This is a genomic window from Nocardia sp. NBC_00565, from assembly GCF_036345915.1.
Classification (GTDB): Bacteria; Actinomycetota; Actinomycetes; order Mycobacteriales; family Mycobacteriaceae; genus Nocardia.
In genome coordinates this window covers 4414457-4439258 of record NZ_CP107785.1, presented here as the reverse complement: position 1 = coordinate 4439258, position 24802 = coordinate 4414457, and the positions used below count along the sequence as shown (strand labels likewise).

27 protein-coding genes, 1 tRNA gene and 1 pseudogene are annotated in these 24802 nt (G+C 65.3%); 15 read left to right on the top strand and 14 right to left on the bottom strand.

What is annotated here, in order from left to right:
- Nucleotides 1-19 precede the first annotated feature (19 nt).
- Nucleotides 20-253: a hypothetical protein gene (locus tag OG874_RS21295; RefSeq protein WP_330256871.1), complete on the bottom strand. Its 234-nt coding sequence runs from the start codon at nt 251-253 to the stop codon at nt 20-22.
- A 240-nt stretch (nt 254-493) separates the two neighbouring features.
- Nucleotides 494-742: pseudogene (locus OG874_RS21290) on the bottom strand (transposase); the annotation flags it as partial.
- Between the two features lie 214 nt (nt 743-956).
- On the opposite strand from OG874_RS21290, the gene OG874_RS21285 reads away from it, so the two are divergent.
- The 6 genes from OG874_RS21285 to OG874_RS21260 all read left to right on the top strand — a co-directional run bounded on the left by OG874_RS21285 (nt 957) and on the right by OG874_RS21260 (nt 6077).
- The gene (locus OG874_RS21285) at nt 957-2021 is read left to right on the top strand and encodes a helix-turn-helix domain-containing protein (protein ID WP_330256870.1); all 1065 of its coding nucleotides are present in this window, start codon (nt 957-959) and stop codon (nt 2019-2021) included.
- Nucleotides 2021-2596, top strand: a complete 576-nt coding sequence (locus tag OG874_RS21280) for a cysteine hydrolase family protein (RefSeq protein WP_330256869.1) — start codon at nt 2021-2023, stop codon at nt 2594-2596. The genes OG874_RS21285 and OG874_RS21280 overlap by 1 nt, the downstream gene beginning before the upstream one ends.
- A gap of 371 nt (nt 2597-2967) precedes the next feature.
- Nucleotides 2968-3108, top strand: a complete 141-nt coding sequence (locus tag OG874_RS21275; RefSeq protein WP_330256868.1) for a hypothetical protein — start codon at nt 2968-2970, stop codon at nt 3106-3108.
- A gap of 10 nt (nt 3109-3118) precedes the next feature.
- Entirely contained in the window at nt 3119-4342 is a 1224-nt protein-coding gene (locus OG874_RS21270; protein ID WP_330256867.1) for a JmjC domain-containing protein, read from the top strand.
- Nucleotides 4264-5148 carry an aldo/keto reductase gene (locus OG874_RS21265; protein ID WP_330256866.1) on the top strand — a complete coding sequence of 295 codons (885 nt, stop codon included), beginning with the start codon at nt 4264-4266 and terminating at the stop codon, nt 5146-5148. The genes OG874_RS21270 and OG874_RS21265 overlap by 79 nt, the downstream gene beginning before the upstream one ends.
- A gap of 47 nt (nt 5149-5195) precedes the next feature.
- Nucleotides 5196-6077, top strand: a complete 882-nt coding sequence (locus tag OG874_RS21260) for a phosphotransferase (RefSeq protein WP_330256865.1) — start codon at nt 5196-5198, stop codon at nt 6075-6077.
- A gap of 290 nt (nt 6078-6367) precedes the next feature.
- Here the strand turns inward: OG874_RS21260 and OG874_RS21255 are convergent, their stop codons facing one another.
- The 5 genes from OG874_RS21255 to OG874_RS21235 form a co-directional block, all read right to left on the bottom strand.
- On the bottom strand, nt 6368-6769 hold the full coding sequence (locus OG874_RS21255) for a hypothetical protein (RefSeq protein WP_330256864.1): 402 nt from the start codon (nt 6767-6769) through the stop codon (nt 6368-6370).
- A 777-nt stretch (nt 6770-7546) separates the two neighbouring features.
- Entirely contained in the window at nt 7547-8602 is a 1056-nt protein-coding gene (locus OG874_RS21250; protein ID WP_330256863.1) for a tyrosine-type recombinase/integrase, read from the bottom strand.
- Nucleotides 8599-9054: a hypothetical protein gene (locus tag OG874_RS21245; protein WP_330256862.1), complete on the bottom strand. Its 456-nt coding sequence runs from the start codon at nt 9052-9054 to the stop codon at nt 8599-8601. Before OG874_RS21245 ends, OG874_RS21250 begins: the two co-directional genes overlap by 4 nt.
- 109 nt (nt 9055-9163) lie before the next feature.
- A tRNA-Leu gene (locus tag OG874_RS21240) sits at nt 9164-9247 on the bottom strand.
- A gap of 56 nt (nt 9248-9303) precedes the next feature.
- Nucleotides 9304-9855, bottom strand: a complete 552-nt coding sequence (locus OG874_RS21235; RefSeq protein ID WP_330256861.1) for an HD domain-containing protein — start codon at nt 9853-9855, stop codon at nt 9304-9306.
- Nucleotides 9856-10078: 223 nt separating this feature from the next.
- On the opposite strand from OG874_RS21235, the gene OG874_RS21230 reads away from it, so the two are divergent.
- Complete coding sequence (locus OG874_RS21230) at nt 10079-11239, top strand: glycosyltransferase (RefSeq protein WP_330256860.1); 1161 nt, start codon at nt 10079-10081, stop codon at nt 11237-11239.
- A 168-nt stretch (nt 11240-11407) separates the two neighbouring features.
- Here the strand turns inward: OG874_RS21230 and OG874_RS21225 are convergent, their stop codons facing one another.
- Nucleotides 11408-11542: a hypothetical protein gene (locus OG874_RS21225; RefSeq protein WP_330256859.1), complete on the bottom strand. Its 135-nt coding sequence runs from the start codon at nt 11540-11542 to the stop codon at nt 11408-11410.
- A 159-nt stretch (nt 11543-11701) separates the two neighbouring features.
- Between OG874_RS21225 and OG874_RS21220 the strand changes: the two genes are divergently transcribed.
- Together OG874_RS21220 and OG874_RS21215 are read left to right on the top strand one after the other, a co-directional pair.
- Nucleotides 11702-11896: a DUF3046 domain-containing protein gene (locus OG874_RS21220; RefSeq protein ID WP_330256858.1), complete on the top strand. Its 195-nt coding sequence runs from the start codon at nt 11702-11704 to the stop codon at nt 11894-11896.
- A complete protein-coding gene (locus tag OG874_RS21215) occupies nt 11893-13092 on the top strand; it encodes a tetratricopeptide repeat protein (protein ID WP_330256857.1) in 1200 nt (399 codons plus the stop codon). Before OG874_RS21220 ends, OG874_RS21215 begins: the two co-directional genes overlap by 4 nt.
- Nucleotides 13093-13094: 2 nt before the next feature.
- Here OG874_RS21215 and OG874_RS21210 read toward each other — a convergent pair whose 3' ends face one another.
- The gene (locus tag OG874_RS21210; protein WP_330256856.1) at nt 13095-13610 is read right to left on the bottom strand and encodes a CGNR zinc finger domain-containing protein; all 516 of its coding nucleotides are present in this window, start codon (nt 13608-13610) and stop codon (nt 13095-13097) included.
- A gap of 147 nt (nt 13611-13757) precedes the next feature.
- Here OG874_RS21210 and OG874_RS21205 point away from each other — a divergent pair, with 147 nt between their 5' ends.
- The 3 genes from OG874_RS21205 to OG874_RS21195 all read left to right on the top strand — a co-directional run bounded on the left by OG874_RS21205 (nt 13758) and on the right by OG874_RS21195 (nt 15655).
- Entirely contained in the window at nt 13758-14219 is a 462-nt protein-coding gene (locus OG874_RS21205; protein ID WP_330256855.1) for a VOC family protein, read from the top strand.
- 64 nt (nt 14220-14283) lie between these two features.
- Nucleotides 14284-15183 (top strand): pyridoxamine 5'-phosphate oxidase family protein, encoded by a 900-nt coding sequence (locus OG874_RS21200; protein ID WP_330257364.1) that lies wholly within the window; start codon nt 14284-14286, stop codon nt 15181-15183.
- Nucleotides 15184-15205: 22 nt separating this feature from the next.
- Nucleotides 15206-15655: a nuclear transport factor 2 family protein gene (locus OG874_RS21195; RefSeq protein WP_330256854.1), complete on the top strand. Its 450-nt coding sequence runs from the start codon at nt 15206-15208 to the stop codon at nt 15653-15655.
- A gap of 142 nt (nt 15656-15797) precedes the next feature.
- Here the strand turns inward: OG874_RS21195 and OG874_RS21190 are convergent, their stop codons facing one another.
- Complete coding sequence (locus OG874_RS21190; RefSeq protein ID WP_330256853.1) at nt 15798-17207, bottom strand: MFS transporter; 1410 nt, start codon at nt 17205-17207, stop codon at nt 15798-15800.
- Between the two features lie 97 nt (nt 17208-17304).
- Between OG874_RS21190 and OG874_RS21185 the strand changes: the two genes are divergently transcribed.
- The 3 genes from OG874_RS21185 to recX all read left to right on the top strand — a co-directional run bounded on the left by OG874_RS21185 (nt 17305) and on the right by recX (nt 20670).
- A complete protein-coding gene (locus tag OG874_RS21185; RefSeq protein ID WP_330256852.1) occupies nt 17305-18324 on the top strand; it encodes an Lrp/AsnC family transcriptional regulator in 1020 nt (339 codons plus the stop codon).
- A gap of 191 nt (nt 18325-18515) precedes the next feature.
- Complete coding sequence (gene recA, locus OG874_RS21180; protein WP_330256851.1) at nt 18516-19562, top strand: recombinase RecA; 1047 nt, start codon at nt 18516-18518, stop codon at nt 19560-19562.
- Between the two features lie 538 nt (nt 19563-20100).
- Nucleotides 20101-20670 carry a recombination regulator RecX gene (gene recX / locus OG874_RS21175; protein ID WP_330256850.1) on the top strand — a complete coding sequence of 190 codons (570 nt, stop codon included), beginning with the start codon at nt 20101-20103 and terminating at the stop codon, nt 20668-20670.
- A 690-nt stretch (nt 20671-21360) separates the two neighbouring features.
- On the opposite strand, the gene OG874_RS21170 is transcribed toward recX, so the two are convergent.
- From OG874_RS21170 to OG874_RS21155, 4 genes are all read right to left on the bottom strand, one after another.
- Complete coding sequence (locus OG874_RS21170; protein WP_330256849.1) at nt 21361-22260, bottom strand: amino acid ABC transporter permease; 900 nt, start codon at nt 22258-22260, stop codon at nt 21361-21363.
- Nucleotides 22257-22931: an amino acid ABC transporter permease gene (locus OG874_RS21165; protein ID WP_330256848.1), complete on the bottom strand. Its 675-nt coding sequence runs from the start codon at nt 22929-22931 to the stop codon at nt 22257-22259. The genes OG874_RS21170 and OG874_RS21165 overlap by 4 nt, the downstream gene beginning before the upstream one ends.
- A gap of 130 nt (nt 22932-23061) precedes the next feature.
- The gene (locus tag OG874_RS21160; RefSeq protein WP_330256847.1) at nt 23062-23895 is read right to left on the bottom strand and encodes a glutamate ABC transporter substrate-binding protein; all 834 of its coding nucleotides are present in this window, start codon (nt 23893-23895) and stop codon (nt 23062-23064) included.
- A gap of 65 nt (nt 23896-23960) precedes the next feature.
- Nucleotides 23961-24689: an amino acid ABC transporter ATP-binding protein gene (locus tag OG874_RS21155; protein WP_330257363.1), complete on the bottom strand. Its 729-nt coding sequence runs from the start codon at nt 24687-24689 to the stop codon at nt 23961-23963.
- Between the last annotated feature and the right edge of the window lie 113 nt (nt 24690-24802).

The window sequence follows — 24802 nt, the reverse complement described above, 5'->3', positions numbered from 1 at the left end:
TTCAGCTTCCGCAGGCCGCTTACCCCGCTTGGCATTCCATGGATTCACGTTCTCGCAGCCGGTGTCGGCCATGCGGGTACGTGCAGGGGATGCCGGTCACGGCGGGGATCTGGTCGGTGGGTTCGTCGAGCAGTCGGTGCAGCCGCGCGCAGAACGCGTCGATCGACCCGTAGCGCAACAGGATCTCGCTGACCAACTGCCGCATGCTCGCGGCGACCAGGGGATCGGTCACCGTGTCGAGCGCCTCGTCCAAGTCCTGCCTCCTCTGTCCGGGGGACAAGCATCCGCGCGTCGTTAGCAGAAGCCGGGGGCCGCCACGAGACGAACCAGGACAGGACTTCTTGCTCCTTGATCGGGATCTCGTGCGGTCGGGGCTCGTGAGCCCCGACAGGAACAGCGGTTTGCGCAACCGTCTAGTGATTCGACGTCGCGAGTCGGGTGGATTGCCCGAGATTCCTACAACGTTTCGAGGGGCATCGACGTGTCAGTCGTCGGAGCGCACGTTGGCCGATTCCCGATCCACGGGAGCTTCACCTTTGTCGAAGCCCAGGTGCTCGGTCATCTCCTCGTTCAACGCGGTTTCCAGGACGGTCTTGGTGAACTGTTTCAACAGTCCGTTCGGCCCGGTCAGCGACAAGCCCTGCTCCTTGGCCATCCGGACCAGCTCCTGGGCAGCCAACTCCTCGGCCGAAGCCTCGGCTGGCTTCTTCCTCCTCGTCACGGCATCAAGTGTCGTCATCATCGACCCTTCCCGCTGAGCATCACTCAGCGAATCAGGCCGGAAACACCGATGAATCCACAGTCCCTTCGCTGAATGATTCGTGTTGGTACACAGCGGATCTGGCGTGTTGTAGACGTCAGCTGGGTATGGTGTCCTGGGTTGGTCGTGAAATAGGGGTGACCTGGTGGGGTTTGAGGCCGGTGGCAGGTCGGCGCGCGAGCGTCTCAGGCGTGCGATGCAGCGGGAAGATTTCTCGGTGGAGCAGATCGTCGGTGAGTTCGCTGTGCGGTGGGGATTTCGTCCGCGCCAGGCGTGGCGGCACGGGCGTGGGATGACGCAGGACGAGGTCGCTGCTGAGTACAACGCGTTGATCGGAGATCCTCAAGCGCCGATGAGCGGCAAGCGGATCTCGGACTTCGAGGCGTGGCCGGTGGGTGGGGTCAAGCCGACTCTGCATACGTTGTCGGTGCTGGCGCAGCTTTACGGCACGCAGCCGCATCTGCTTGTGGATTTCGCGGACTACGAAGCGATGACCCGCACCGAGCGGGCCGCGCTTCGTGTACATGACCACCGCACGGAGGGCGGGGTTCCGGCGGTCTCCACAGTGGCCATCGCAAGTCCGACCGCCGACATCGCGAGCGACTGTGCGGCCTACGTGAAGTGCTGTTTGGCAATCATCGAATGCGGGACGTATTACCGCGAAGAGATCGACGAGCTGTTGGCGGTATTGAACCGGGTTGTCGCCACGTTGGTGTGTCCGGACGCTGCATGGCTCGACGTTGTGGTGCCAGTGCACTCGGATGTACCCACCGCGGCGGTCCCGCTCGTGGAGGGGTTGGTGAGTGAGCACGGATGGTTGCAGGTGTGGGCCAGCGGTGTCCGGCGGACAACGCGGCCGACTCTGATTCCGATTCAGGTGAACGGGACTCCGTGGCGCGGAAGCGGGAATGCGTTCCTGTCGCGGGGCATCGACTACGTCGGATCGTTTCGCGGGCTGTACACCGCATCCGAGTACGATCTGGCCCCGGAGGTCGCCTCGGAAATCGAAGCCAGATACGACTATTGGCGCGATGAGTGCTACTTCGGCGCGTTGCTGGCCGCGGCGATCCGATCCCCGGAACCCGGAGCGTCGGACATCATCGGCGTTCTCAATCTCAACTTCAGATTCGAAAACCCCATCGGGGACGGCGACACGCTCGAACCGCAACGATCGGTCGCGATACTCGATGTCCTGGAGCCCGCGTTGCGGCTCATAGGCACAGCGATTCAGATGCACCATCAACTGAGGGACGGCACATAGTGAAGAAGAGCGCACTGGTGGTTGTCGACATGCAGGAGTTCTTCTTCGTGGAGAACCCGAACATCGACCGCCTGGATTTGGGGAAGCGCTGCAACGAGATCATCGACATCGCTCGGCAGGCGGATGTACCGGTTGTCCACGTCGTCACGCTGTACCGGGAGGACCGGGTCGACTGGCCGACAGCGTGGAGCACCGGAGACAGCTGGTGCGCGAATCTGGTTCGGGGTGGCGAGTTGGCCCAGGTTGTCGACCAATTATCAATCGAGCCAGACGATTTCGTCGTGGAGAAGAAGCGCTTCAGTGCGTTCTACAACACCAACCTCGATGATATTCTCCGCAGCCTCGACTGCGATCACATCTACCTGATCGGGTATTCCGCCGACGTGTGCGTGCGATTCAGCGCCGTCGACGCCTACAACCGTGGCTACGCGGTATCGCTGGTTTACGACGGTATCGAGTCGTTCCGAGAAGCCAAGGATGCCTCCGTGACGTACCTCGGTTGGCTAGTCGATGCCGAGTGTGTCCCACTGAGTGAATTCCGGACGCGAAACCAGCCGAAGACGGCGTCGGGGTAGACGGTCTTGGCGCGCACCGGACGCCTCGCTGTGGAGGGTTAGGTGACGGCCTTGGCGCGGTGGCGCCGCAGCGAATCCGATTGCGGGGGTGTGTGTTTGGTGAGGTCGCCGCAGGGTCGACCGTGATGCCGGGCTCGAGTCGATGGTTGTACCCAAACCTGAGGGCTTTCGCTGGCGCGGAGCCAGTTTCTGCTGGTCACGGCTGGTAGGCAGCCAGGGGGAAGTTTCCTCACTTTCGACCGGGTGAATTGCCGGGCGATGGCGCATTCTCAGTGGATGTCGTCGACCTCAACTGCCAGAGGGGCGGACGCGAACACGACGACTACAAATGGGCGCATTTTTGCGCACGTTATTGAGAGTGGGAGCGGCACATGGAACCGAAAAATGACCTGTTGATCGCGGTCGAACAGTTGGAGAGCGTTCGCGGGCGCCTGGACGCCGAGCATTCGGACACCAACAGCGACGGGCACGGTAGCTCGGGTGGCGACGGCCTGAACATCCCCGAGTCGTAAGACGCGATCCATGGACCACTACTTGACCCAAGCAATCGAGAAGGCGCTGGGTTGGAGTGGGTCCGACGGGCTCGGTGCCGCGTTCGCGCGCGGCACCGTGCTCGACGCGGACCTGTGCGCCAGAATGCTGACTCCGCAGAAGCTGCTCGATGTAATCATGCGACGTGCCGTGTCGCCTCCTCAATTCCGTTGCTTTCAGAACGGGAATGAGCTGCACCCCGATGCATACCTGACACAGCTTGTGACTCGCCGGTCACAGGTTATTCCGGTACCCAACATGGACCGTTTGGATCAGCTCATGCAGTCCGGCTGTTCCTTGGTGCTGGATTCCTTGGACTCATTCGATCCGACCATGGAGATTGCCTGCCGGGCATTGCAATGGTGGTCGCGCGAATTAGTCCAGGTGAATACGTATCTGACCACCAACGATGCCGCCGGGTTTGCCCTCCACTGGGATGACCACGACGTCGTTATCGTCCAGATCGGCGGCGAGAAGTCGTGGGAAGTGCGCGCGGCATCCAGGCCGGTGCCGATGTACCGGGACGCGGAGCCGAACACGGTTCCGCCAGAGGAGATCGTGTGGTCGGGCACAATGCGGACCGGCGACGTGATGCATATTCCTCGCGGGTTCTGGCACCAGGCGACTCGCACCAACAGCGGGGCCGGCTGCAGCCTGCACGTGACGTTCGGATTCGTGAAGCGGACCGGGGTCGATTGGGTGTCGTGGGTGGCGGATCGAAGTAGGCAGCGCGAGCCATTCCGACGCGATCTGCACCGATGGGGAACAGCAGCCGAGCGCGCCAGGCAGGAGGACGAGCTCGTAGCCGGAATGGCGCAGCTGCTCGCGGACTACCCGACCTCGGCGTATCTCGCCGCCCGTGAGCACGAACGACAGCCACCCCGCCACGTCGCGACCGGTGCAGTATTCGGCCCGCCACAAACTGTTGTGTGCCTGACGGACTTTTCCCCAGGCATCGAAGTCTGGGGCCAGGAGGTCGATGTGCTGGCCGCCGGCAAGAAGATGACCTTCGCCGCACGGGCTGAACCGGCGCTTCGGCTGTTGCTGACCGGGCATCCGATCGACCTCGCCACCGTGACCGCGACGACGGGCATTGATGCCGCCGTTCTTGCAGAAACCTTGATAAAGGAGGGCGTGTGCGCCGAACTGACCGAGGCGTTGTCCTGGGGCTATACCGGCATGATCCCGACCGGCACCTGCTCGAACACGCCCTGAAACTCGGCATCTGTGGCGTGGACACCGCATACAACTACCGCGGTTTCACCTCACACCGGATGCTCGCCCAGACCGCCGGGGACCTGCTCGAAGAATTCATCGTGTCTACCAAGGTCGGATTCTTCCCGGGACGAGACGGGCACACCGTTCACTGCCTGGAGCCTGACCGGCTACGCGCCGCTGTCGAGGAATCCATTCAGGACCTCGGCCGGACACCGGACGTGGTGTTCTTGCACAACCCGGAGCGCACCCTCGCCGACCTGTCCACAGACGAGGGCGGCGACCGCTTGGCGGAAGCCTGCGCCTGTCTCGCCGACGCAGTGGCGTCGGGTCTTGCTGGGGCGTGGGGCATCTCGTCGTGGGACCCCCGCCCGTTGGGAAGCGTGCTCGCGGCCTGCAAACCTGATCAGCTTCCAACCATCCTGCTCGTCCGCGCCGGACTCACCGTGCCCGACTTGGTGTTGGCGGCGGCGGAAGCGATAAGTGAGACTTTCGGCATCGCGGCTGCTGAGCGGTGGGGCATGAGCCCGTTCGGGGGTAGCACAGCCGAAACCGTGTGGAGAACGGCGAACCTGTCTGCATTCCTGACATCACAGCGGCCCTGTTCGACACAGCAAGCTGCTTTTCGGCTCGCGTATGAACTGCCGTCCGTCACGCGGATCGCGGCCGGAACGAGCAACACAGAACATCTCACGGAACTGGTCGATGCGACCGACGTCGAACTCGCGGCCGACGCTATCAACCAGTACCGCGGACTCATTCGAGCCGATACCCGACGGCGGCCAACAAGACCGGCCACGATATAAACGTCCTTGGGTTCAGCCAATACATCTACCGCTGGGGAGTTGGAGTTGTGGCAGACGCTCTGACAGGTCAGGCGCGAGTGTCCAGTATGGGCGACCTGCGCAAACTACCGATCGAGCAGCTGATCAACGACGTACAAGCCCGCCTTGGAACAGGTTTCGACGAATCCACCATGGTGCGGAAGCGACGCACGATCGGCGTGCGCAGCGATCGGAGCACGTGGGTGCGGATCGAGGCCCGGCCGCTAGACAAGGCCGCCAGCCAAGGGCAGATCAACAACGGCATCGAAGCCTCGGGCCTCCTGGATGGCATCGCCAAGCCACGGTGGCACCAAGCGGTGTCCTGGCTCGATGAATTGACAGGGGTGATCTGGCGGGCCGACGAATGCGCATTGATCACCGGCCCGACCGCGAAGCCGATCGGATACCCGCTCACCGAACCCGAACTGTCATCGGACTGGTGGCGCACACTCAACAGGTCTCTGGATAGCCTTGCCCGTCAGCGCGTTACGCGAGTAGCGACGCCGGACACCGAGCCAATCACCCAGGCGTTGGTTACCGAGGCGATCGAGCAGGCCTTCCCCGATCAAGTCGACACTACGATCACCGATCAGCGGTGGGTGCCCGCCCACGCGGACCTGAATTGGTCCAACCTCACCGCGCCCGACTGCTGGATACTTGATTGGGAAGACCTCGGCCTTGCCCCACGCGGCCTCGACGCTGCGACGCTCTGGGTTGCCTCGCTGTTGGTTCCCGCCCTAGCTGACAAGGTATTCCGGGCAAGGTGTGCCGACTTGGACACCAGATCGGGCAAGCTCATGGCACTGTTCTGCTGCTCGAAAGACCTCAACGATCCCCAATTCGATTCCGCCCCAGCATTCGAACCAACAGCACGACACGCGGCCGAACTCGTAGCAGACCTACGTCGTTGAGTTCGCGATACTCCAAGGGAGCGCCGCAGATCGTGTCCCAGGCAAAATGCGGTTTCGGTGACGGACGATTGAAAAATCGAGTGCCGCAGAATCGTACGCCGCCGTTCTTGAGATCTTCAGCTTGTCCTCGGCCAGCACCTGATCGGCTTCGGCCGCGGTCATCGTGTCCAGCCGCTTCGCCGGTTCCGGGGCGGTCACCGCCCCGTACCGGATGCGGCGGGCGCGGTCGGCAGCAGCCAGGTCCAACCGCAGCCGGCGAGCTTTGCGGTCGCGGGCCCGGCGCACCGCGGCTAGGTGGCGACGAAACGTCCGCGGGCGAACTCGTGGTTGCGGATCCCGTCAACGAATGCGTCGAACTCACCCTGGTCGAAGTGAAGCTTCACATCGCCACCCGGCTGGGTCGTCGGATCGGTGGCGGTGAATACGAAGATGCCGTGACGCTGTTCGATTCTCAGTGGGCAGGGTTCGGTAGTTCCGGCACGGATGCTGTGCTGGTAGGCGTCGAATTCTTCGTCGGTGAAGATAAGCATTTGGCTGTCTGGTATGGCGGTGGAGCCGGTGGTTTGTTCGTTTCCGAGCTTGTCGTCCCAGATCGCCGTCCAGCCGTCGCGACGTGCTACACGTACGCAACTCTGTTGTGGTGAGCTGCGGGTCGCCTTGACGAACTCGGCGGCGGTGAAGATCGGCAGCATGTCATTCCTCTCTTGCAGTGCAAAGCTAGGGGCGTGGGGCTCGGTCAGTTGCCACGCCACCTCCCTCGTTACGGCTTGTAGCCGATAGCCGCGAAATTACACGGCCGGGCGGGGTCCTCGGTTGAAGCCACACCAACGCCGGAATAGACGTCCGTTCCGGAACTGGTCGACACACCATCCGCATTCAACGCGGGCACACTCTGAACCGAGTCGAGCTGGCGGCAGTGTGGACACGTGAGGTCGATGTCCATGCGGGGGACCCCCTCCCAAGCCGTCGCGCTGCAGCGGCGCGTTTGTGGTGCTGGTACCTGCAACGAAAGCTCTGTCAGGTATCCAACACCTTCAGCGACCCGCTGTCGAGAGGTATTGGCGTGCTGATGCATTGGTGTCCCTTCCTGGCTGAGGGCTGAGGGCTGAGGGCTGAGGGCTGAGGGCTGAGGGCTGAGGCGGATTCGGGCGATCCAGCTGCACATGGCCCAGACCGCAATGTTGTCGCGCTTATGGCCTGCGTCTTGTCCTGCTCGATCGGTGAAACGAAGCCCTGGGGGCCGATTGTTGGGCGCGGCTGGAAGCGCCGCTCGAAACGGGTCTGCCATGGGCGAGGTCGCGTCGGTGAACTGCCCGCGGTGGGCGCGGTGGATGATGCTCGAAACCCGGATCGGGCAGCTCACATCCGGCGTCGCCCCGAGGACCGGCATTCGCTGTGGACCAATGTCGAAGAGTTCGTCCCAGTGGCCATCGCCGGCCTCGGGGCAGACCATCTGCCTGACTGCGTCTTTATGTCGTCATATGGTTCTTCTCTGCCTGCGTGACCGCTGTGGCTAGGGGGTGGGGTTCCCCGGTGAGGTGGGCGAGCGCGGATGCGACTTCGTTGATTGTTGCCGTGGTGTAGACACCGGTGGGTCCGGCGCTGCCGAGGCCATGGCGGGCGAACTCGCGTGCGGTCGCGCCGCCGTAGCGGCGCTCGACCCAGGTGGTTGTGGTGTGGCGCAGCCAGTGGATGGAGATGCCGTGGGTGATGACCCAGGGCAGGTATCGGCCGAGACGCTCGAACAGGTAGTTGTAGCGACGGCGAGTGATGGGCTTGCCGTTGTGTGTACGCAGCAGTTGCTCGTTCGGTGCGGCTCCGCGCTGTTCAGCGTGGCGGCACAGCGCGCGCATCAGTGTGGGGGAGACCGGCTGCCACAGTTCGGTGCCGCCCTTCTCCCGTAAGAGAATCACCGACTGCACGGGATCGAGATCTCGAGGACGCAAGGCCAGTGCACCGCCACGGCGGCAGGCGGTTTCGGTGTGCAGGCGCAGCAGCAGGGTGTCGAGTTGCGGGTCGTTGCCGGTGGTGGCGGCGACGCGGTTGATCTCGGTGAGGATGTCTTCCGGGAGCGCGCGCCGGTTGGATCGAGTGCGCCGGGGTTTGGTCAGCCTCGCGGCGGGGTTGTCGCGTGGGTCGATGATCCGGTTGTCTTCGGCGTGCTTGTAGATACGGCGTAACGCGTCGATGACGTGGCGGACGACTTCACGTCCGTCTCGCCCGTTGCGGCGGATCAGTCGCTGGGTTTTGATCACCTCGCACAGCCCCTGCAACTGGACGGGAGTCGGCTCGTTCAATGCCCGCTCGGCCCACCCCGGCTGGGCAAGAATCTTCGTCCAGTATGTCTGGTAGTGGTCGCGAGTCCGGCTCGCGGGCATGCTGTCGGCGACGACTGGGATGTAGTCCCCGAAGGTCGGGACGTTTGTGGCCGGCGGGGTATCGTCGCTGATGTCGGCGACGGTGAGATCGAGCCGGTCCATCATCATCCGGACCGCGGCGATGTCGGCGTCGCTGCGCGCGCTCATCGGCCCACCCCCTCGCAGAAGCGGCGAGCGGCCATTTCGTCGAGGACATGCGGTGGGAAAACCACCAGCAGGCGTTGATCAGGATCGGCGGCCAACAGGACCCTGTCGTGATGCTGGATGCCCGCGGCGCGCCGTGCATGGGCGGGCAGGGATAGATGCCCATGTTTGGTGATCCCGCGGCGGCCGTAGCCGGGCCGGGTGATCACGATCAGCCCCGCAGCGATCCGCCAGGACAGCAGGTCACCGGGGTGCCAATCCAGTACTCGCAGAACGGCTTTGTCGACCACGCGCCCGTTGGTGTCGACCGGCCGCACGCTGTACACCGCGGTGTGTGCCGGTGGTTGCTCCACGGTCGCCATCGGCAGACCGGCACCGATTCCGGAGGCATCGCCGCCGACGAGTCCGATGGAGGCGAAGGAAGGAATCAGTGGAGATAATGTGTCAGCGGTCACATCGACCACCGCCGAACGGAGCAAACCCGCAGGTGGCGGTGTGCGGCAAGGACAGAGTGTCCAGGTGATGCCCGGACCCGGTTTTTGGGGCATAAATGCCACAATTCTGTGTCCGGAGGGGGACTTGAACCCCCACGCCCAATAAGGGCACTAGCACCTCAAGCTAGCGCGTCTGCCATTCCGCCACCCGGACCGGTGTTGCTGCGCAAGGGTATCGGATGAGTGGGGTTGGGCTGAAATCGGTGGGGTTCAGGCTGTGGCGGCGACTCGTTCGATGATCGGGAGCCAGTCTTCGACGGGGGCGGCTGGTAGGCCGACGACCTTGCCCGCGTCGTCGGCTCGGCGCAGGGCGATGGCGGCGGTGAAGTCGGGATCGGCTCGGAATTCGGCGATTTCGGCGTCGGTCATGGGGCCGCCCTGGGCGATGAGGGTGCGTTGGCTGGCGGGGGAGAGGGTCGCGGTGTGGGCGGTGTCGGTGGCGGCCAGGTAGCGCTTGGCGACCACGTGCAGTTCGACCAGTCGGGCGACGCGGTTGCCGAGTAGGCCGCGGATCGCGTCGGCACCGTGTTTGCCGTGGCCCGCGTCGTCGCCGGGGACGAGTGTGTGGCCGATGTCGTGCAGTAGTCCGGCCAGTTGTAGTTCCTCATCGTCGGGATGGGATCGGCGCAGCAGTTGTGCGCATTGCAGGTCGTGGTCCAGGATGTCCACCGGGTCGCCGCTGCGGTCGGGCATGTCCCAGACATCGGCGCATCCGGTCAGCAGATCCATCAATTCGTCCACGGTGGAGACGGACACTGTCACCCTCACTCTCTCGATCGGTGGCTCAACCGCTGGTCGCGTACGGGGAGTCCGTCCGGCGGGCATAAAATGGTCTAGACCATCGTGCCGTTGATCGCCACCTGATGGGTTGCACGTGCGTGGCGTTTCAATGAACGCTGAGCCCGTTACCCGTGTTGTCTCGGCGCTCGCGCAAATCCGATCCGCGGCTGCCCGAATTCGAGGGTCGATGTGGCAGGCTGGCCGCATGCGTGTTGCCGTTGTTGCCGGGCCGGATCCCGGTCATGCGTTTCCGGCGTTGGCGCTGTGTGAGCGATTCCTGGCCGTTGGTGACGATCCGGTGTTGTTCACGGGGCCACGATGGTTCGATGCCGCCAAGGAGGCGGGCATCGCGGTGCGCAGACTCAAGGGGCTCGCGCCGCGTGCGGTCGACGACGACGGAGACGCCGGCCAGCGCATTCATGAACGCGCCGCATATATTTCGACCGAGATCCTGCCGGACTTGAGCGTGATGCTGCCCGAACTCGTGGTGTCGGATGTGCTCACCGCGGGCGGTGGGATGGCCGCCGAGCGACTGGGGGTGCCGTGGGTCGAGCTATCGCCGCATCCGCTGTATCTGCCGTCGAAAGCATTGCCGCCCATCGGTAGTGGCCTCGCGCCGGGGGAGGGTGTGCGCGGCCGACTCCGCGACGGCATGTTGCGCACCATGACTGCCCGCGCCATCCGCAACGGTCAGCGCCAGCGCGAGCAGGCCAGGGAAAGTGTCGGCCTGCCGGCAACCGATCCCGGCCCAGCGGCCCGCCTCATCGCTACCCTGCCCGCGCTCGAGGTGCCGCGCCCGGATTGGCCCGAGCACAGTCACATCATCGGCCCGCTGCTGTGGGAGCCGACCCGGGAAATCCTCGACCCGCCGCCCGGTGCCGACCCGCTGGTCATGGTCGCCCCGTCGACCGCGCACACCGGCGTCACCGGCATGGTCGAGACCGTGCTGTCCGCCCTGGACGGGGCAGGCGTCCGCGTGGCCATTTCGATGCTCGACACCCCACCCACCGACCTCCCGCCCTGGGCAACCGCCGGACTCGGCCGCCAGGACGAGCTCCTCACGCACGCCTCGGTCGTGGTGGGCGGCGGCGGCCACGGCCTGCTCGCGAAATCCTTGCTCGCCGGTGTTCCGATCGTCACCGTCCCCGGCGGCGGCGACCAATGGGAACTGGCCAATCGCGCTGCCCGCCAAGGCGGTTCGATCCTGGTCCGCCCGCTCACCGTAGACGCGGTCCGCGCGGCGGTCCTCGACCTGCTCAACACCCCCGACTACGCAGCCGCCGCCCGAAAGGCGGCCTCCGGCATCACCGAAGTCGCCGATCCCATCCGCATCTGCCACGACATCCTCAGCGTCCGAACCCAATAGCGAACCGATGGCAGTGATCACGCCTACCGGCCCGGCGATCGCGCCGTTCGCCGAGCAGGACCGCCACGCAGAGCTGGCGCATACGGGGTGGCGCCCGCGCATACGTTGGGGACGTACACCGAGTGTGTGCCGGGCGTGGGACGGATGAAGTTGGAGTAGGCGCGGAAACTACCGGGGACCAGGGGCGCGCGCCGAAGCACCCAGGCCGAGGACGTCGAGCACCGGCGGGTCGTCGACCGCATCATCGTCACCGCCGACGAGGCCCGCGAGCGCACGCTCGCCCCTGGCTGCCGCCGCGTTCACCGCCGTCGGCAACTACGTGGCGCCGACGGCGGGCATAGCACCGATCGTGCTGTCCGATCAGCCGGACCGACGCGGCCAACCTGGCGCATAGGGCCTGTGGTACGTGCGCTGAGGGTGGGGGTGGGTGAAAGGGGCGGGGGCGCGAGTATCTTGAATACGGTGCGATTGACCGAGTTCCAGGAGCTGTTGCACACCGAGTTCGGTGTGCACCGTGGCGATGCGCTGCTCAACGATCACACCATCCCGACATTGGGTGGGCGGACGGGCGCCGCCGCCATCGATGCGGGTGTTGATCCCCGGGATGTGTGGCGCGCGCTCTGCGCGGATTTCGACGTACCCAGATCACGCTGGTGACCGAGCACGGGTACCGCTTCGATGAGCGGCTGCGGATGGTCCCCACCGATCATGCACAGCTGGCCGCCCGGGTGGCGGCGGCCCGGCCGGTCGACTTCGCCGACTTCCGCAAGATCGGCATCGAGCTGATGCTGCTCGGCCGCTATGACGAGGCCCTCGATCACCTCGATCGCGCGCTCGAACTCGCGGACAGCGATCGCCGTCGGATTTCGGTCTGGATCAACCTCGGCGATGTCTACCGGTATCGCGGCGATACGGTGTCGGCCGAAACGCTGTATCGGCGAACCGTCGACCACGCCCGCGACTCCGCGCCGGAGGCGCTCTCGTTCGCGCTGCAGCACCTGGGCAAGGCGCTGGCCGAACAGGGGCGGCTGCCCGAGGCCAGGGCTCTGCTGACCGAGGCGCTGAGACTGCGAGTCGCCGAGGGCGACGCCGAGCTGATCGAATCCACGCGCACCACGCTGGACGCCCTCGATGACCTGCCGACGACGCTGCCGCCGAAGGTCGTCGCGCTACTGGGTGAGGACCACACGTGGTCGGACGAGCACGAAGGAAAGAGCGGCGGCGTCGCGCTCGTCGACGGCACGTACTGGGTGAAGCGTGGCCCGAAGGCCGTCGCGGAGCATGCACGCCTGAATTGGTTGCGGGGCCGCGGGATTCGGCTACCGGACATTGCGGTGTTCGAACAGGACGTGCTGCTGCTCGCCGACGCGGGTGTGCCGAGTCTGGCCGCGCTCGAGGTTTCGGTGGGCGCGGTCATGGGTGCGCTGCTGCGGCGCCTGCACGACATTCCGGTGGCGGAGTGCCCGTTCGACGGCAGGCTGGATGTCGTGCTCGCCCAGGCGCGACGGCATGTGCTCGAGGGCTTGGTCGATGTCGACGATTTCGACGCCGCCAATCAAGGATCAGCACCTGAGGATTTGCTGCGGCGGCTGCTGGCCGAACGTCCACCGGACGAGGATCTCGTTGTCACACATGGTGATTTCACTCCGTCGAATGTGCTCGACGGCGGCCTGCTGATCGACGTCGGCGCCTTGGGTATCGCGGACCGATACCGAGACCTGGCCTTGGCCGAGCGCGATCTGCTCGAGGACTTCGGCCCCGAAGAACTGCGCGCGTTCTACACCGCCTACGGTGTCACCGAGCCGGACCGGCGTCGACTGGACTACTACCGCCTGCTCGACGAACTCTTCTGAGCTCAGGCCTTTTTCGCGTAATGGCGCGCGGCTTTGGTGCGGTTTCCGCAGGTCGCCATCGAATGCCACCGGCGGGTGCCGTTTTTCGAGGTGTCGTAGAAGAACAGCACACACTCGGGATGGGCGCACTGCCGGATCCGATCGGGCACGTCGGCCAACAGTCGCAATAGGTTGTCGGCTGCGAGCCACCCTGGAAGCCAGGCAGTTTCGGGTACGTCGACGATATCGGCGGGCCCGGTGTCGGTCAGCGTGCGCCGAACTCGGCCGTGGTCGAGCACCTCATTGAGCGCGGTGTGCGCGGTGTGCTGCACGGCGTCGTAGATGGCGGTGCGCGCGGTGCGCACCGCCTGCAGGGTCCGTTCGTCGGCGTTCGCGCGGTCGGCCAGCCCGGCCGAGGCCAGCCAGATGCCGAGACCCGCCACATCGGTGAGCAGATCCTGCGGCCCGTCCTCGATCCACCGGGTGTTCAGCAAGTCGAGCGCCAGCGGTTCACCGAGGTGGGGGCGTGGATCGGGCATACCTGAGGGTAACGATCTTCCTTTCGTCGTCAGGACAATCACCGCCGTTCTAACCAGTTAGCTTCATTTTAGAGGTTGACGCTCTCGTTGCGGCCTATTAAATTCTAACTAGTAAAGTAGTTTGAAGCGGTTACAAGGAGGATTGCGATGACGCCAGCCGTCACACCCCAGCTGGTCACCGGGCACATCGGCCTGAACGTCTCCGACCTGGACCGATCGGTGGACTTCTATCGACGCGCCTTCGGTTTCGAACAGCTCGCGGCCAGCGCCGACGACGACAAGCGCTGGGCCTTCCTCGGCGCGAACGGCAAGCTCATGGTGACCCTCTGGCAGCAGTCCGACGGCACGTTCTCCATCGATACCCCTGGCCTGCATCACCTTTCATTCCAGGTGGACACTATCGAGCAGGTGCGCTCGATCGAAGCGTTGCTGCGCGAACTCTCGGTGACCTTCGCCCACGACGGTGTGGTCGCGCACGGCGAGGGCGTCGCCTCCGGCGGCATCTTCTTCACCGACCCCGATGGCATCCGACTCGAGGTCTACGCTCCGAATGGCGCGGAGTCCGCCCCCGCACCCAGTGGCGCCGCGCCGACGTGTGGATTCTTCTGAGCCCGAAGCTTGTTGCCCTGAGCGGTCGCCGTCGACCAAGCGTGAGCACATCGTAGGAGGCATGATGTCCCACTTCCATGCTGGCGAGATCGCCGTGCAGCAACGAATGGGCCAGGCGCATGTCGCCGATCGGGTGGGGCGGATGATTCGCGGCGACATTCCGGCGGTCGCGGCGTCGTTCCTGGCCGAGCAGCCGATGGTCGTGATTGCCGCCGCGGACGGCGCGGGTCGCTTGTGGGCCGGCGAATTGGTCGGACCGCTGGGATTCGTGCACGCCGTCGACGCCGAGACGATCGCGGTGGATGCGTTCCCTGGCGCTGGGGATCCACTGCACGATGCGCTGACCCGTCCCGCTCGTATCGGCATGATCGCGCTGCAGCCCGAACGTCGCAGGCGGATGCGAGTCAACGGATCAGCGATTCCGCACCGATCCGGCGACGTTGCGGGGCTGCGGATCACCGTCGATCAGGTGTATTCGAATTGCCCGAAATACATCTCGCGCAGGCAGATCGAGTCCTATCACCCTGGTGCCGATACCCCGGCACCGCAGCACGGCACGGAACTCGATGCGCGACAACGAGAGCTGATCACCGCGGCCGACGCTTTCTTCGTCGCCACCTCCGATACGGACGGTAACGCCGACGCATCCCACCGCGGCGGGAATCCCGGGTTCCTGCAGGTGCTTTCACCCACCAGACTGAGATGGCCCGACTACCAGGGCAACTCGATGTTCATGACGCTCGGGAACATCGCGGTGAACCCGCACTGCGGCATTCTGATCCCGGACTGGACCACCGGCGGAACGCTCCAGCTCACCGGAACCACCGAATTGAGCTGGACCCCCGAAACTTTCACCGTCGGTGCCCAATGCTCGATCGATTTCACGATCACCGAAGTGATCGAGACCCCCGGTGCGAGCCCGCTCCGTTGGGGCCCGCCCGAACTTTCTCCCGTAAACCCCTGAACCTCCGAGCGAAGGAGCACGCATGCGACCACCACTGCCACCGTTCGACCTGGAATCCGCCAAGGCCAAGGTGCTTGCCGCCGAAAATGCTTGGAACACCCGGGATCCCGAGCGGGTCGCGGCCGCGTACACCGAGGATTCGGTGTGGCGCAACCGTGACGAGTTCTTCACCGGCCGCGATGCCATCGTCGAGTTCCTCACTCGAAAGTGGTCCATCGAGAACAGTTATGCCCTGCGTAAGGATCTCTGGGCCTTCGAAGGCAACCGCATCGCGGTGCGCTTCCAATACGAATGGCACGACGAATCCGGGCAATGGTGGCGCAGTTACGGTAACGAGCAGTGGGAGTTCACGCCGGAGGGGCTGATGTCCCGGCGCGAGGCCAGCATCAACGATGTCCGCATCGATGCAGCCGACCGCCGTATCTTCGGTCCGCGCCCAGAAGGGGACGATGCCGAACTACCGCAGCGGTAGGCGGTCGCCCGCACCGGTATTTGCGGCGGCAGGACCTGCGGCGGGGGAGGATGCGTCCCGGGCTCGGCATTCGTGGCCGTGCATGTGCCGGAATCCCTTCTGGAACAGGGATTCCGGCACGCACCGCTCGATATCTCACGGCCTACGCGGCGACGGCTTCGCGCTCGGCCCGATCATCCGCTACCACGGCACCCCGCCGGTGGAACAATCCGAACGAGATCACCCCGAACACAATTCCCACTCCGGCCGCCACCGCGAACGCCGCGTCCAACCCATCCACGAACCGCGCCAACGTCATCGGCCGATCGGCATCGGCAACCCCGCTGAATATGGTGCCGAGCACCGCGACTCCGAGCGCGAGCCCGAGCTGTCGCGCGGTATTCACCGCACCGGCGGCGATCCCGCCCTGCTGCGGCGGCACCGCCGCCATCCCCACCGCCACCAGTGCGGGCGAGTTGATCCCGATGCCCGCACCGATCACCACGAACCCGGGAACCAGTGCGACCCACGATGATCCGGTGCCGACGATCGTCATCAGCCCGGTCCCGACACCGACCAGCACCAAACCGGCTCCGATCGTCCACTTCGGCGAAACATCGTGCAGCAGTTTGCCGAACGCCCCCGCCACCACGAAGGCGGTCGCCGCCATCGGCAACATCGCCAAGCCCGCGTGCAGCGGCGACATATGCAGTTGCTGCTGCAGCCAGAGCGAGATCAGTGGAGTGGCGGCGAAGGCCGCGAACGTCTGCCCGGAAGCCGAAACCAGCGTGGCTCCGAAGTTACGATTCCCGAGCAGCGACAGCGGGAACATCGGTGCCGCACTGCGGGATTCGACGAATGCGAAGGCCAGTACCGCGGCCGCGCCGAGCGCCAGTGCGAGCACCGTGACGCCATCGGTCCAACCGTGCTCACCGCCGCGGATGACACCGTAGGTGACCGCTGTCGCCGCGGTCGCGAACGCGAGCATCCCCGGCACATCCACGGCCCGATCGGCCTGCCGCGGCGACGGCCGGAACACGATGGCGGTCAATACGATTGCCAACACCGCGATCGGCAGGTTGACGAAGAAGATCCACCGCCACGACAGCCCCTCGGTGAGCACGCCGCCCAGCACCACACCGATTCCGGCCGCCGCACCCGAGACCGCACCCCAGACGCCGAAGGCCACACCGCGGTCGCGACCGGTATAGGTGGAGTGCAACAGCGACAGCGTGGTCGCGAACATCGCCGCCCCGCCGACACCCTGAAGTGCCCGCGCCGCGATGAGACTTGGCGAGGAATCAGCGATCCCGCAGATCAGCGATGCGATAGCGAATACGGCGAGCCCGGCGAGATAGGCGCGTTTGGCGCCGACTCGATCGGCCAGCGAGCCGAGTACGAGCAGCAGCGCCGCCAAGGCGAGCGCGTATCCGTCCACCACCCACTGCAGACCGGAGAGTCCGGTACCGAGATCGGCGGCGATATCGGGGAGCGCGACATTGACGATGGTGACGTCGATGAGCAGCATCAGCGTGCCGAGGCACGCGGCGAACAAGGGGAGCCATTTCTTCACTGGAGCCTCCGGGGAAAAATGAACGATTTCGACGCTCAGCGTGCGCTAGGCATCGATATCCACATAGTCGTGCGCCAGTTGGCGCTATATTCCTCCTATGCATTCCGCCGATGCGTTGGAATCCTCCGTCCTGGATGTGCTCGACAAGCAGATCGTGCACGCGCTCGTGAGCGATGCCCGCATCGCGTTCGCCAAGCTGGGCGCCATCCTCGGGGTTTCGGAACAGACGGTGGCGCGCCGCTACCGATCGCTGCGCCAGCGCGGCATCTTGCATGTGTCGGGTCAGGTGAACGCCGTGCCGCTCGGGCACGCGCGCTGGGCGATCCGGCTGCGGACGACGCCGGACAAGGCGGTGCGGCTGGCCGAATCGCTGGCCCGGTTTCCTGATCTGAGCTGGGTGACTCTGTTGTCCACCGGATCCGAGGTGACCTGCGTGAGCCGCCCGCGCTCGGTCGAACGCCGCGACAAGCTGCTGCTGCAGACATTGCCGCAGGCCAGTCAGGTGATCGGGTTGACGGCGCACGAGGTGATCCACCGATTTCCGCTCGACGAGGAGTGGCCGCATTTCAGCCACCTGTTCACCGCGGCGCAGTTGCGCGAACTCGGGTCGCGGTCGACACCGGCCGATGCGGGACCGGAAGCGCCGGTGCGGCTTTCGGCCGAGGATGAGGCGATGCTGGCGATCCTCGGTCGTGACGGTCGTGCGCCCTATGCGCAGATCGCCGCCGAAATCGACTGGACCCCAACGAGAGTGGCGCGCCGCATGGCCGAACTCGTCGAATCCCGGGTGCTCTACTTCGATCTCGATTTCGCGGTCGAGCGCATGGGGTATGCCGTGCGCGCTGCGCTGTGGCTGCGCACCCGTCCGGCCGATCTCGCGGCGGTGGGCGCCGCGATCGCGACGCATCCGGAGACCGTATTCGTCGCCGCGACCACGGGGCCCACCAATCTGATGGTGTCGATCATGTGCCGCGATACCGCCCACCTCTACCGCTATGTCACGCAGCGGCTCGGCGCGCTCGACGGCATCGCCGATGTCGAGGTGACGCCCGCCCTGCGGGTCTTCAAGCAGGCGCAGACGCTGCTGGACAGTGATCGGATATCGCTCGCGCGGTGAGTCGGGCCGGTCCGAATTCGTCGTAGCGCGACGGTTGCCGTGGTCGGAGAAGTTGGATCGCGTGTTGTCTGGCGCGTCGCTTGACTCGAACATTTGTTCGTCTAGGCTTGGCGCCAGAACTTGTCGGTGCCGCCCTCTAATGTGGGCGCCAACCAAGAACGAGACTTACCCGTCGAAAAGGGGATCAGGATATGGCACCACAGGCGTACGACCGCGATAAGGCGCTCGAGCTGGCGCTGGCTCAGGTCGAGAAGAGCTTCGGCAAGGGCGCGGTCATGCGTCTCGGCGAGGAGGCCCGCCAGCCCATCTCGGTGATCCCGACCGGATCCATCGCGCTGGATGTGGCGCTCGGTATCGGCGGTCTGCCACGCGGCCGCATCGTGGAGGTCTACGGTCCGGAGTCCTCGGGTAAGACGACCGTCGCGCTGCACGCGGTGGCCAACGCTCAGGCCGCGGGCGGTGTCGCCGCATTCATCGACGCCGAGCACGCGCTCGATCCGGACTACGCCAGCAAGCTGGGCGTCGACACCGACGCGCTGCTCGTCTCCCAGCCCGACACCGGTGAGCAGGCCCTCGAAATCGCCGACATGCTGGTCCGTTCGGGCGCGATCGACATCATCGTCATCGACTCGGTGGCGGCGCTGGTGCCGCGCGCCGAGATCGAGGGCGAGATGGGCGACAGCCACGTCGGCTTGCAGGCGCGCCTGATGAGCCAGGCGCTGCGCAAGATGACCGGTGCGTTGAACAACTCCGGCACCACCGCCATCTTCATCAACCAGCTGCGCGAGAAGATCGGCGTGATGTTCGGCTCGCCCGAGACCACGACCGGTGGTAAGGCGCTGAAGTTCTACGCCTCGGTCCGCTTGGACGTGCGTCGCATCGAGACGCTCAAGGACGGCAGCGATGCGGTCGGCAACCGCACCCGCGTGAAGGTCGTGAAGAACAAGGTCTCGCCGCCGTTCAAGCAGGCCGAATTCGACATCCTGTACGGCCATGGCATTTCCAAGGAAGGCTCGCTCATCGATATGGGTGTCGAGCAGGGCTTCGTCCGCAAGTCCGGCTCCTGGTACACCTACGAGGGCGACCAGCTCGGCCAGGGCAAGGAGAACGCCCGCAAGTTCCTGCTGGAGAACACCGACGTCCGCGACGAGATCGAGAAGAAGATCAAGGAAAAGCTCGGAATCGGCGCCGACGTGACCGTGGACGGAGCGGCCGCCGAGGTCCCCGCCGATTTCTGATCCGATGAACACTCGGCGCCCAGCACCACAGACCGGTCGGCCCGTGCCCGATGAGGCGCGGCCCGACCCGGTGAACGAGGTCCGGCGCCGACTGAACGAACTGCTCTCCGCCTCGGGTCGCCCAGTTGTCCCGGCGCACACCGGATCTCGGTCGAGCAATTCCGAGTCGGGACGAGGTCGGCGGTCTGGGATCGACTCGGTGGACACCGGATCTCGATCGAGCCAGTCCGAGCCAGGGCGGTGGTCCGAGAAGGATTTGGAGACCGCCGATTTCCGGTCGGGGGAGCGCGGTCGGTGGTCCGAGAACGATTCGGTGGCTTCCGGGTTCCGGTCGGGAGAGCAGGGGAATAGACGAGTCCGGTTGGCTGAAGGTGGTTCGGCCGATTCGGACATCATGGGAACTCGGTCGAGCGCGCCCGATCCGCAGCGGGCGCGTTCGACTGGGTCCCGGCGCGGTCGCGGGCGGCGGAAGGATTTCCGGCGCAACGACTCCCAGTCGGCTGACTGCCAAAGTTCCGATGGCCGATGGGCGGACCCGGTGGCGGCCGGATCCGAGGAGGATGAGTTCTCGGCGGGCGCCGGTGCGAGCCGGTCCCGCCCGGAGCACACCTCCCAAGGCGGGACGGTCGAGCAGGCGAAGGAGGCGTGTCTTCGCCTGCTCGCCGTCCGCGCCCGCAGCCGCGCCGAATTGGCCCAACGTCTCGCGGCCAAGGGCTTCACCCCCGACATCACCGAACGCGCCCTCGACCGCTTCACCGAGGTCGGCCTGATCGACGACGCCGCCTTCGCCGAACAGTGGGTTCACTCCCGCCACACCTTCTCCGGCAAGGGCAAACAAGCTCTCGCCCAAGAACTCCGGCGCAAGGGCGTCTCCCAAACCGACGCCGCCCCCGCCCTGGAAGCCATCACCGTCGACGACGAACAACAACGCGCCGCCGAACTGGTCCGCCGCAAACTCCGCACCATCCCCCCGAACCTGGACCGCGACAAAACAATCCGCCGCTTGGTCGGCATGCTCGCCCGCCGCGGCTACAACCAATCGACGGCATTCACCGTAGTGAAGGCCGAACTCGCGCAGGCGCGGCTCGACACGTCCGATCTCGACTGAGCTTCCGCGGTGCCGGGTGGCCTGGCGTTGCGGTCGCTGCTGACCGAACCCCGCCTGGTCGCGCTGGCGGCGTCCGATCCGCTGGCCGCCCGCTCGACCTTGAGCCTGCCCGACCTCGGCGGCAGGACGCTCCCCGACGGAAGTTCCGCTGATCGAGACGGCCTCCCATCAATCCCCAACGCCCCAGAACTGCCACTCACCCGCCGTCGCCGCGTTCGTCCGCGCCGCCACATCCGTCGCGGCCGCCAATTACCCGTCCGACGCAATGTCCACGCCCACGTTCAACAGCGAAGCCGTGAACCTGTCCTGATCTGCTGTTGCCAACAGTGAGCCGTTTACCGCTCGACGCGGCATACTTGCAAACCCTCCGGCCGCGCCAGCGGTTGTCGCTGCTGGTGGCCCGGTCGGCACGACCTCCGCACCCAAATCGCGTGGCCCGCAAGCACCGGTCGACGCGCTGCAGCAACCTGTGTCGGCTGTCCGTGACGCGGAAGCCATGCTCGTCACCGCGAGCGGCCAGCGCCACCACCGGCCACCCGGTCGACGACTGCATAGCCTTGGTCCGGTGCGGCATCAGCCCGTACCCGGGCGCTGGCGCGAACGACGGTGCGCTCGAGCGGATCACCGCATCGAGCGCCCGCAGCTCCGTCTACCTGGTGGCCAGGTGGTCCTCGAATGCCGCAGCCGAACTCACGGCTTCTGGGTGATATCCATACCGGGAGTGGCGTCGGTCAGAATCGAATCGGCCGCGACGACCGCGGCCCCCTTCTTCCGCTTACGTGAACGCAACCGCTGCTCGAGCTTATTGGCCACGAACGTGAGTGTGCTGTTGAGCAGAATCATCACGACCGCGACCACCATCAGCGCGGGCACCGTATTTCGTTCGGCCGCACCGAGTTGCGAGCCCTGGCGCACGATCTCGAGGTAGGTGATCTGGTAGCCGAGCGCCGAGTCCTTCAGCGCGACAACCATTTGCGAGATCAGCGCGGGCAGCATCGCGGTAATCGCCTGCGGCAGCAGGATCAACCGCATCAGCTGACCCTTGCGCAGCCCGAGTGCCACTGCGGCCTCGGTCTGCCCCTTCGGCAGCGATTTGATGCCGGCGCGCACGATCTCGGCGATGACCGAGCCGTTGTAGACCGTCAGCGCGATCACCACGGCCCACAGCGCGAGCTGATCGACCTTGAACACCTTGTAATCGGAGAAGATCGAGAACAGGAAGATCATCAGGATCAGCACGGGAATCGCCCGGGACACCTCGACGATCGCGCCCGCCACCCAGCGCATCGCCCAGTGGTCCGAGAGCCGCAGGATGCCGAAGACCATGCCGATCACCAGCGCGAACACGATCGACAACACTGCCGCGACCAGGGTGCCACGCAGACCGGGCAGCAGGTAGGTCGTCCAGACGTCCGCCTCGATGAACGGCTTCCACTTCTCCGCGGTGAACTGCCCCTTATCGGCGAAGCCGCGGTAGAACACCCAGCCCAGCCCCAGCACCGCGAGAATCGCGATGACGGAATAGATTTGGTTCCGAAGGCGCGCCTTGGGGCCGGGCGCATCGAAAAGAACCGAAGCACCAGCGCTCATCGGGCCACCTCGAATCGCTTGGCCAGCCAGCCGAAGAACAGGCCGGTCGGCAGGGTCAGGATCACGAAGCCGAGCGCGAAGATGAAGCCGATGGTGATCAGCGCGGCCTCGTTCTCGTTCATCTTGGCCATCAGGGTCGCGGCCTCGGCCACGCCGATCGCCGAGGCGATCGTGGAGTTCTTGGTGAGTGCGATCAGCACGCTGCCCAGCGGGGCGATGACCGAGCGGAATGCCTGCGGCAGCACCACGATGCGCAGATTTTGCGTGAAGGTGAAGCCCAGCGAGCGGCCCGCCTCGGACTGGCCCATCGGCACGGTGTTGATGCCCGAGCGCAGCGATTCGCAGACGAATGCCGCGGTGTAGATGCTGAGTCCGAGTACGGCGTAGCGGAAGTTGTTCTGCGCCAGCGAGTTCGGGCCCTCCGGCGCCAGCTTCCAGCCCATGGTGGAGTACAGGCCCAGCGAGCAGAACACGATGATCAGTGTCAGCGGGGTGTTGCGGAAGATGGTGACGTAGGCGGTGCCCAGGAAGCGGGCGACCGGCACGGGGGAGACGCGCATCGCGGCCACGACGGTGCCCAGGATCAGGGCCAGGACCGCCGACGACGCGGTCAGTTTGATGGTCACCCAGAAGGCGCCGAGGACGTCATACCTCGATATCAGGTCGAACACGGCGGACGCGTCCCTCCGATCGGGGTCGATATGCGGCGGCCGGAGATCGTCCTTCCGCGCGCGATGTACAGGGAGTGCTCGTAGCGAAAATTGATCGGGTGGCCCGGTCCGGGCCACCCGATCAGGAATCTCAGTACCGGTTCACCGTCGGCGGCGTCGGTGCCTGGTAGCCGGAGCCACCGACCGTGCTGTCGAACGCCTTCTTCCAGGACCCGTCCTTGATCATTTCCTCGATCGCGTCGTTGACCTTGTCGCGGAGTTCCTTATCGCCCTTCTTCAGGCCGATCCCGTAGTTCTCCGTGGTGAACGGCGTGCCGACGACCTTGAAGGCGCCGGCGCTCTGCGCGGCGTAACCGGCGAGAATGATGTCGTCGGTGGTCACCGCGTCATACGAACCGGCCTGCAGGCCCTCGAGGCACAGCGAGTAGGTGTCGTTGGTCTGCAGCTGGGTGTCGGGGAAGTTCTTCTCGATGTTCTGCGCCGGGGTGGAGCCCTTCACCGAGCAGACCTTCTTGCCCTTGAGATCGTCCTTGCCCTTGATGCTGGTGTTGTCGGCCTTCACCAACAGCGACTGGCCCGCAACGTAATACGGCCCGGCGAAGTCGACCTTCTCCTTGCGCTTGTCGTTGATCGAGTAGGTGGCGACGATGTAGTCGACCTGACCGTTCTCGATCAGCGTCTCGCGCTGGGCCGACGGCGCCTCCTTGAACGTGATGTTCTCCGGCTTCACCCCGAGCTTGCCCGCGACGTACTTGGCGACCTCGACGTCGAAGCCGCTGTAGGAGCCGTCCTTGTTGCGGATGCCCAGGCCCGGCTGGTCGAATTTGATACCGACGGTGAGCTTTCCGTCCTTGGCGTTGTCGAGCGCGGACTTGTCGCCGCCACCGCCACAGGCGGCGGTCGTAGCGGCCAGCGTCAGGGCTATCGCCCCGATGCCGAGTCGAAGCGCACGGTTGATCCTCATCGAGTTCCTTCTCCCTCTGGTGGTTTCGATGGCCGAAGTCTTTACGGTTGCGGTGACCACTGGGTTCAGTGGCTCAGAATCTTGCCGAGGAAATCCTTGGCGCGGTCGGACTTCGGCGCGGTGAAGAACACTTCGGGTGTGTCGTCCTCGACGATCAGTCCGTCTGCCATGAACAGCACTCGGTTGCCCGCCTTGCGCGCGAAGCCCATCTCGTGGGTGACGACCAGCATCGTCATCCCTTCCTTGGCCAGCGACACCATGACGTCGAGCACCTCGTTGACCATCTCCGGATCCAGTGCGGAGGTCGGCTCGTCGAACAGCATCACCTTCGGGCTCATCGCCAGCGCGCGGGCGATCGCCACGCGCTGCTGCTGGCCGCCGGAGAGCTGCGCTGGATACTTGTCGGCCTGGTTGGCGATGCCGACCCGCTCGAGCAGTTCCATGGCGCGCTTGCGGGCGTCGTCCTTCTTCACCTTGCGGACCTTCAGCGGCGCGAGCATCACGTTCTCGACGATCGTCTTGTGCGCGAAGAGGTTGAACGATTGGAACACCATGCCGACATCTGCGCGCAGCGCGGCGAGCGCGCGGCCCTCGGCGGGCAGCGGTACGCCGTCGATGGCGATATCGCCGGAGTCGATCGGTTCCAGTCGGTTGATGGTGCGGCACAGCGTCGACTTTCCGGACCCCGAGGGGCCCAGAACGATGACGACCTGCCCCTTGGGGACTTCGAGGTTGATATCGCGCAGCACATGGAGTTCACCGAAGTGCTTGTCCACATTGCGCATCGAAATCATCGGCGCGCTCGTGGCGGTGCCGGTGGTCTCGGTGGTGCCCGTGTCGGAACTGTCTGCCCCGGTTTTGGCCAACCCGATTGTGTCGGGCGCGGCGGCATCGTCGGTCATGGTCC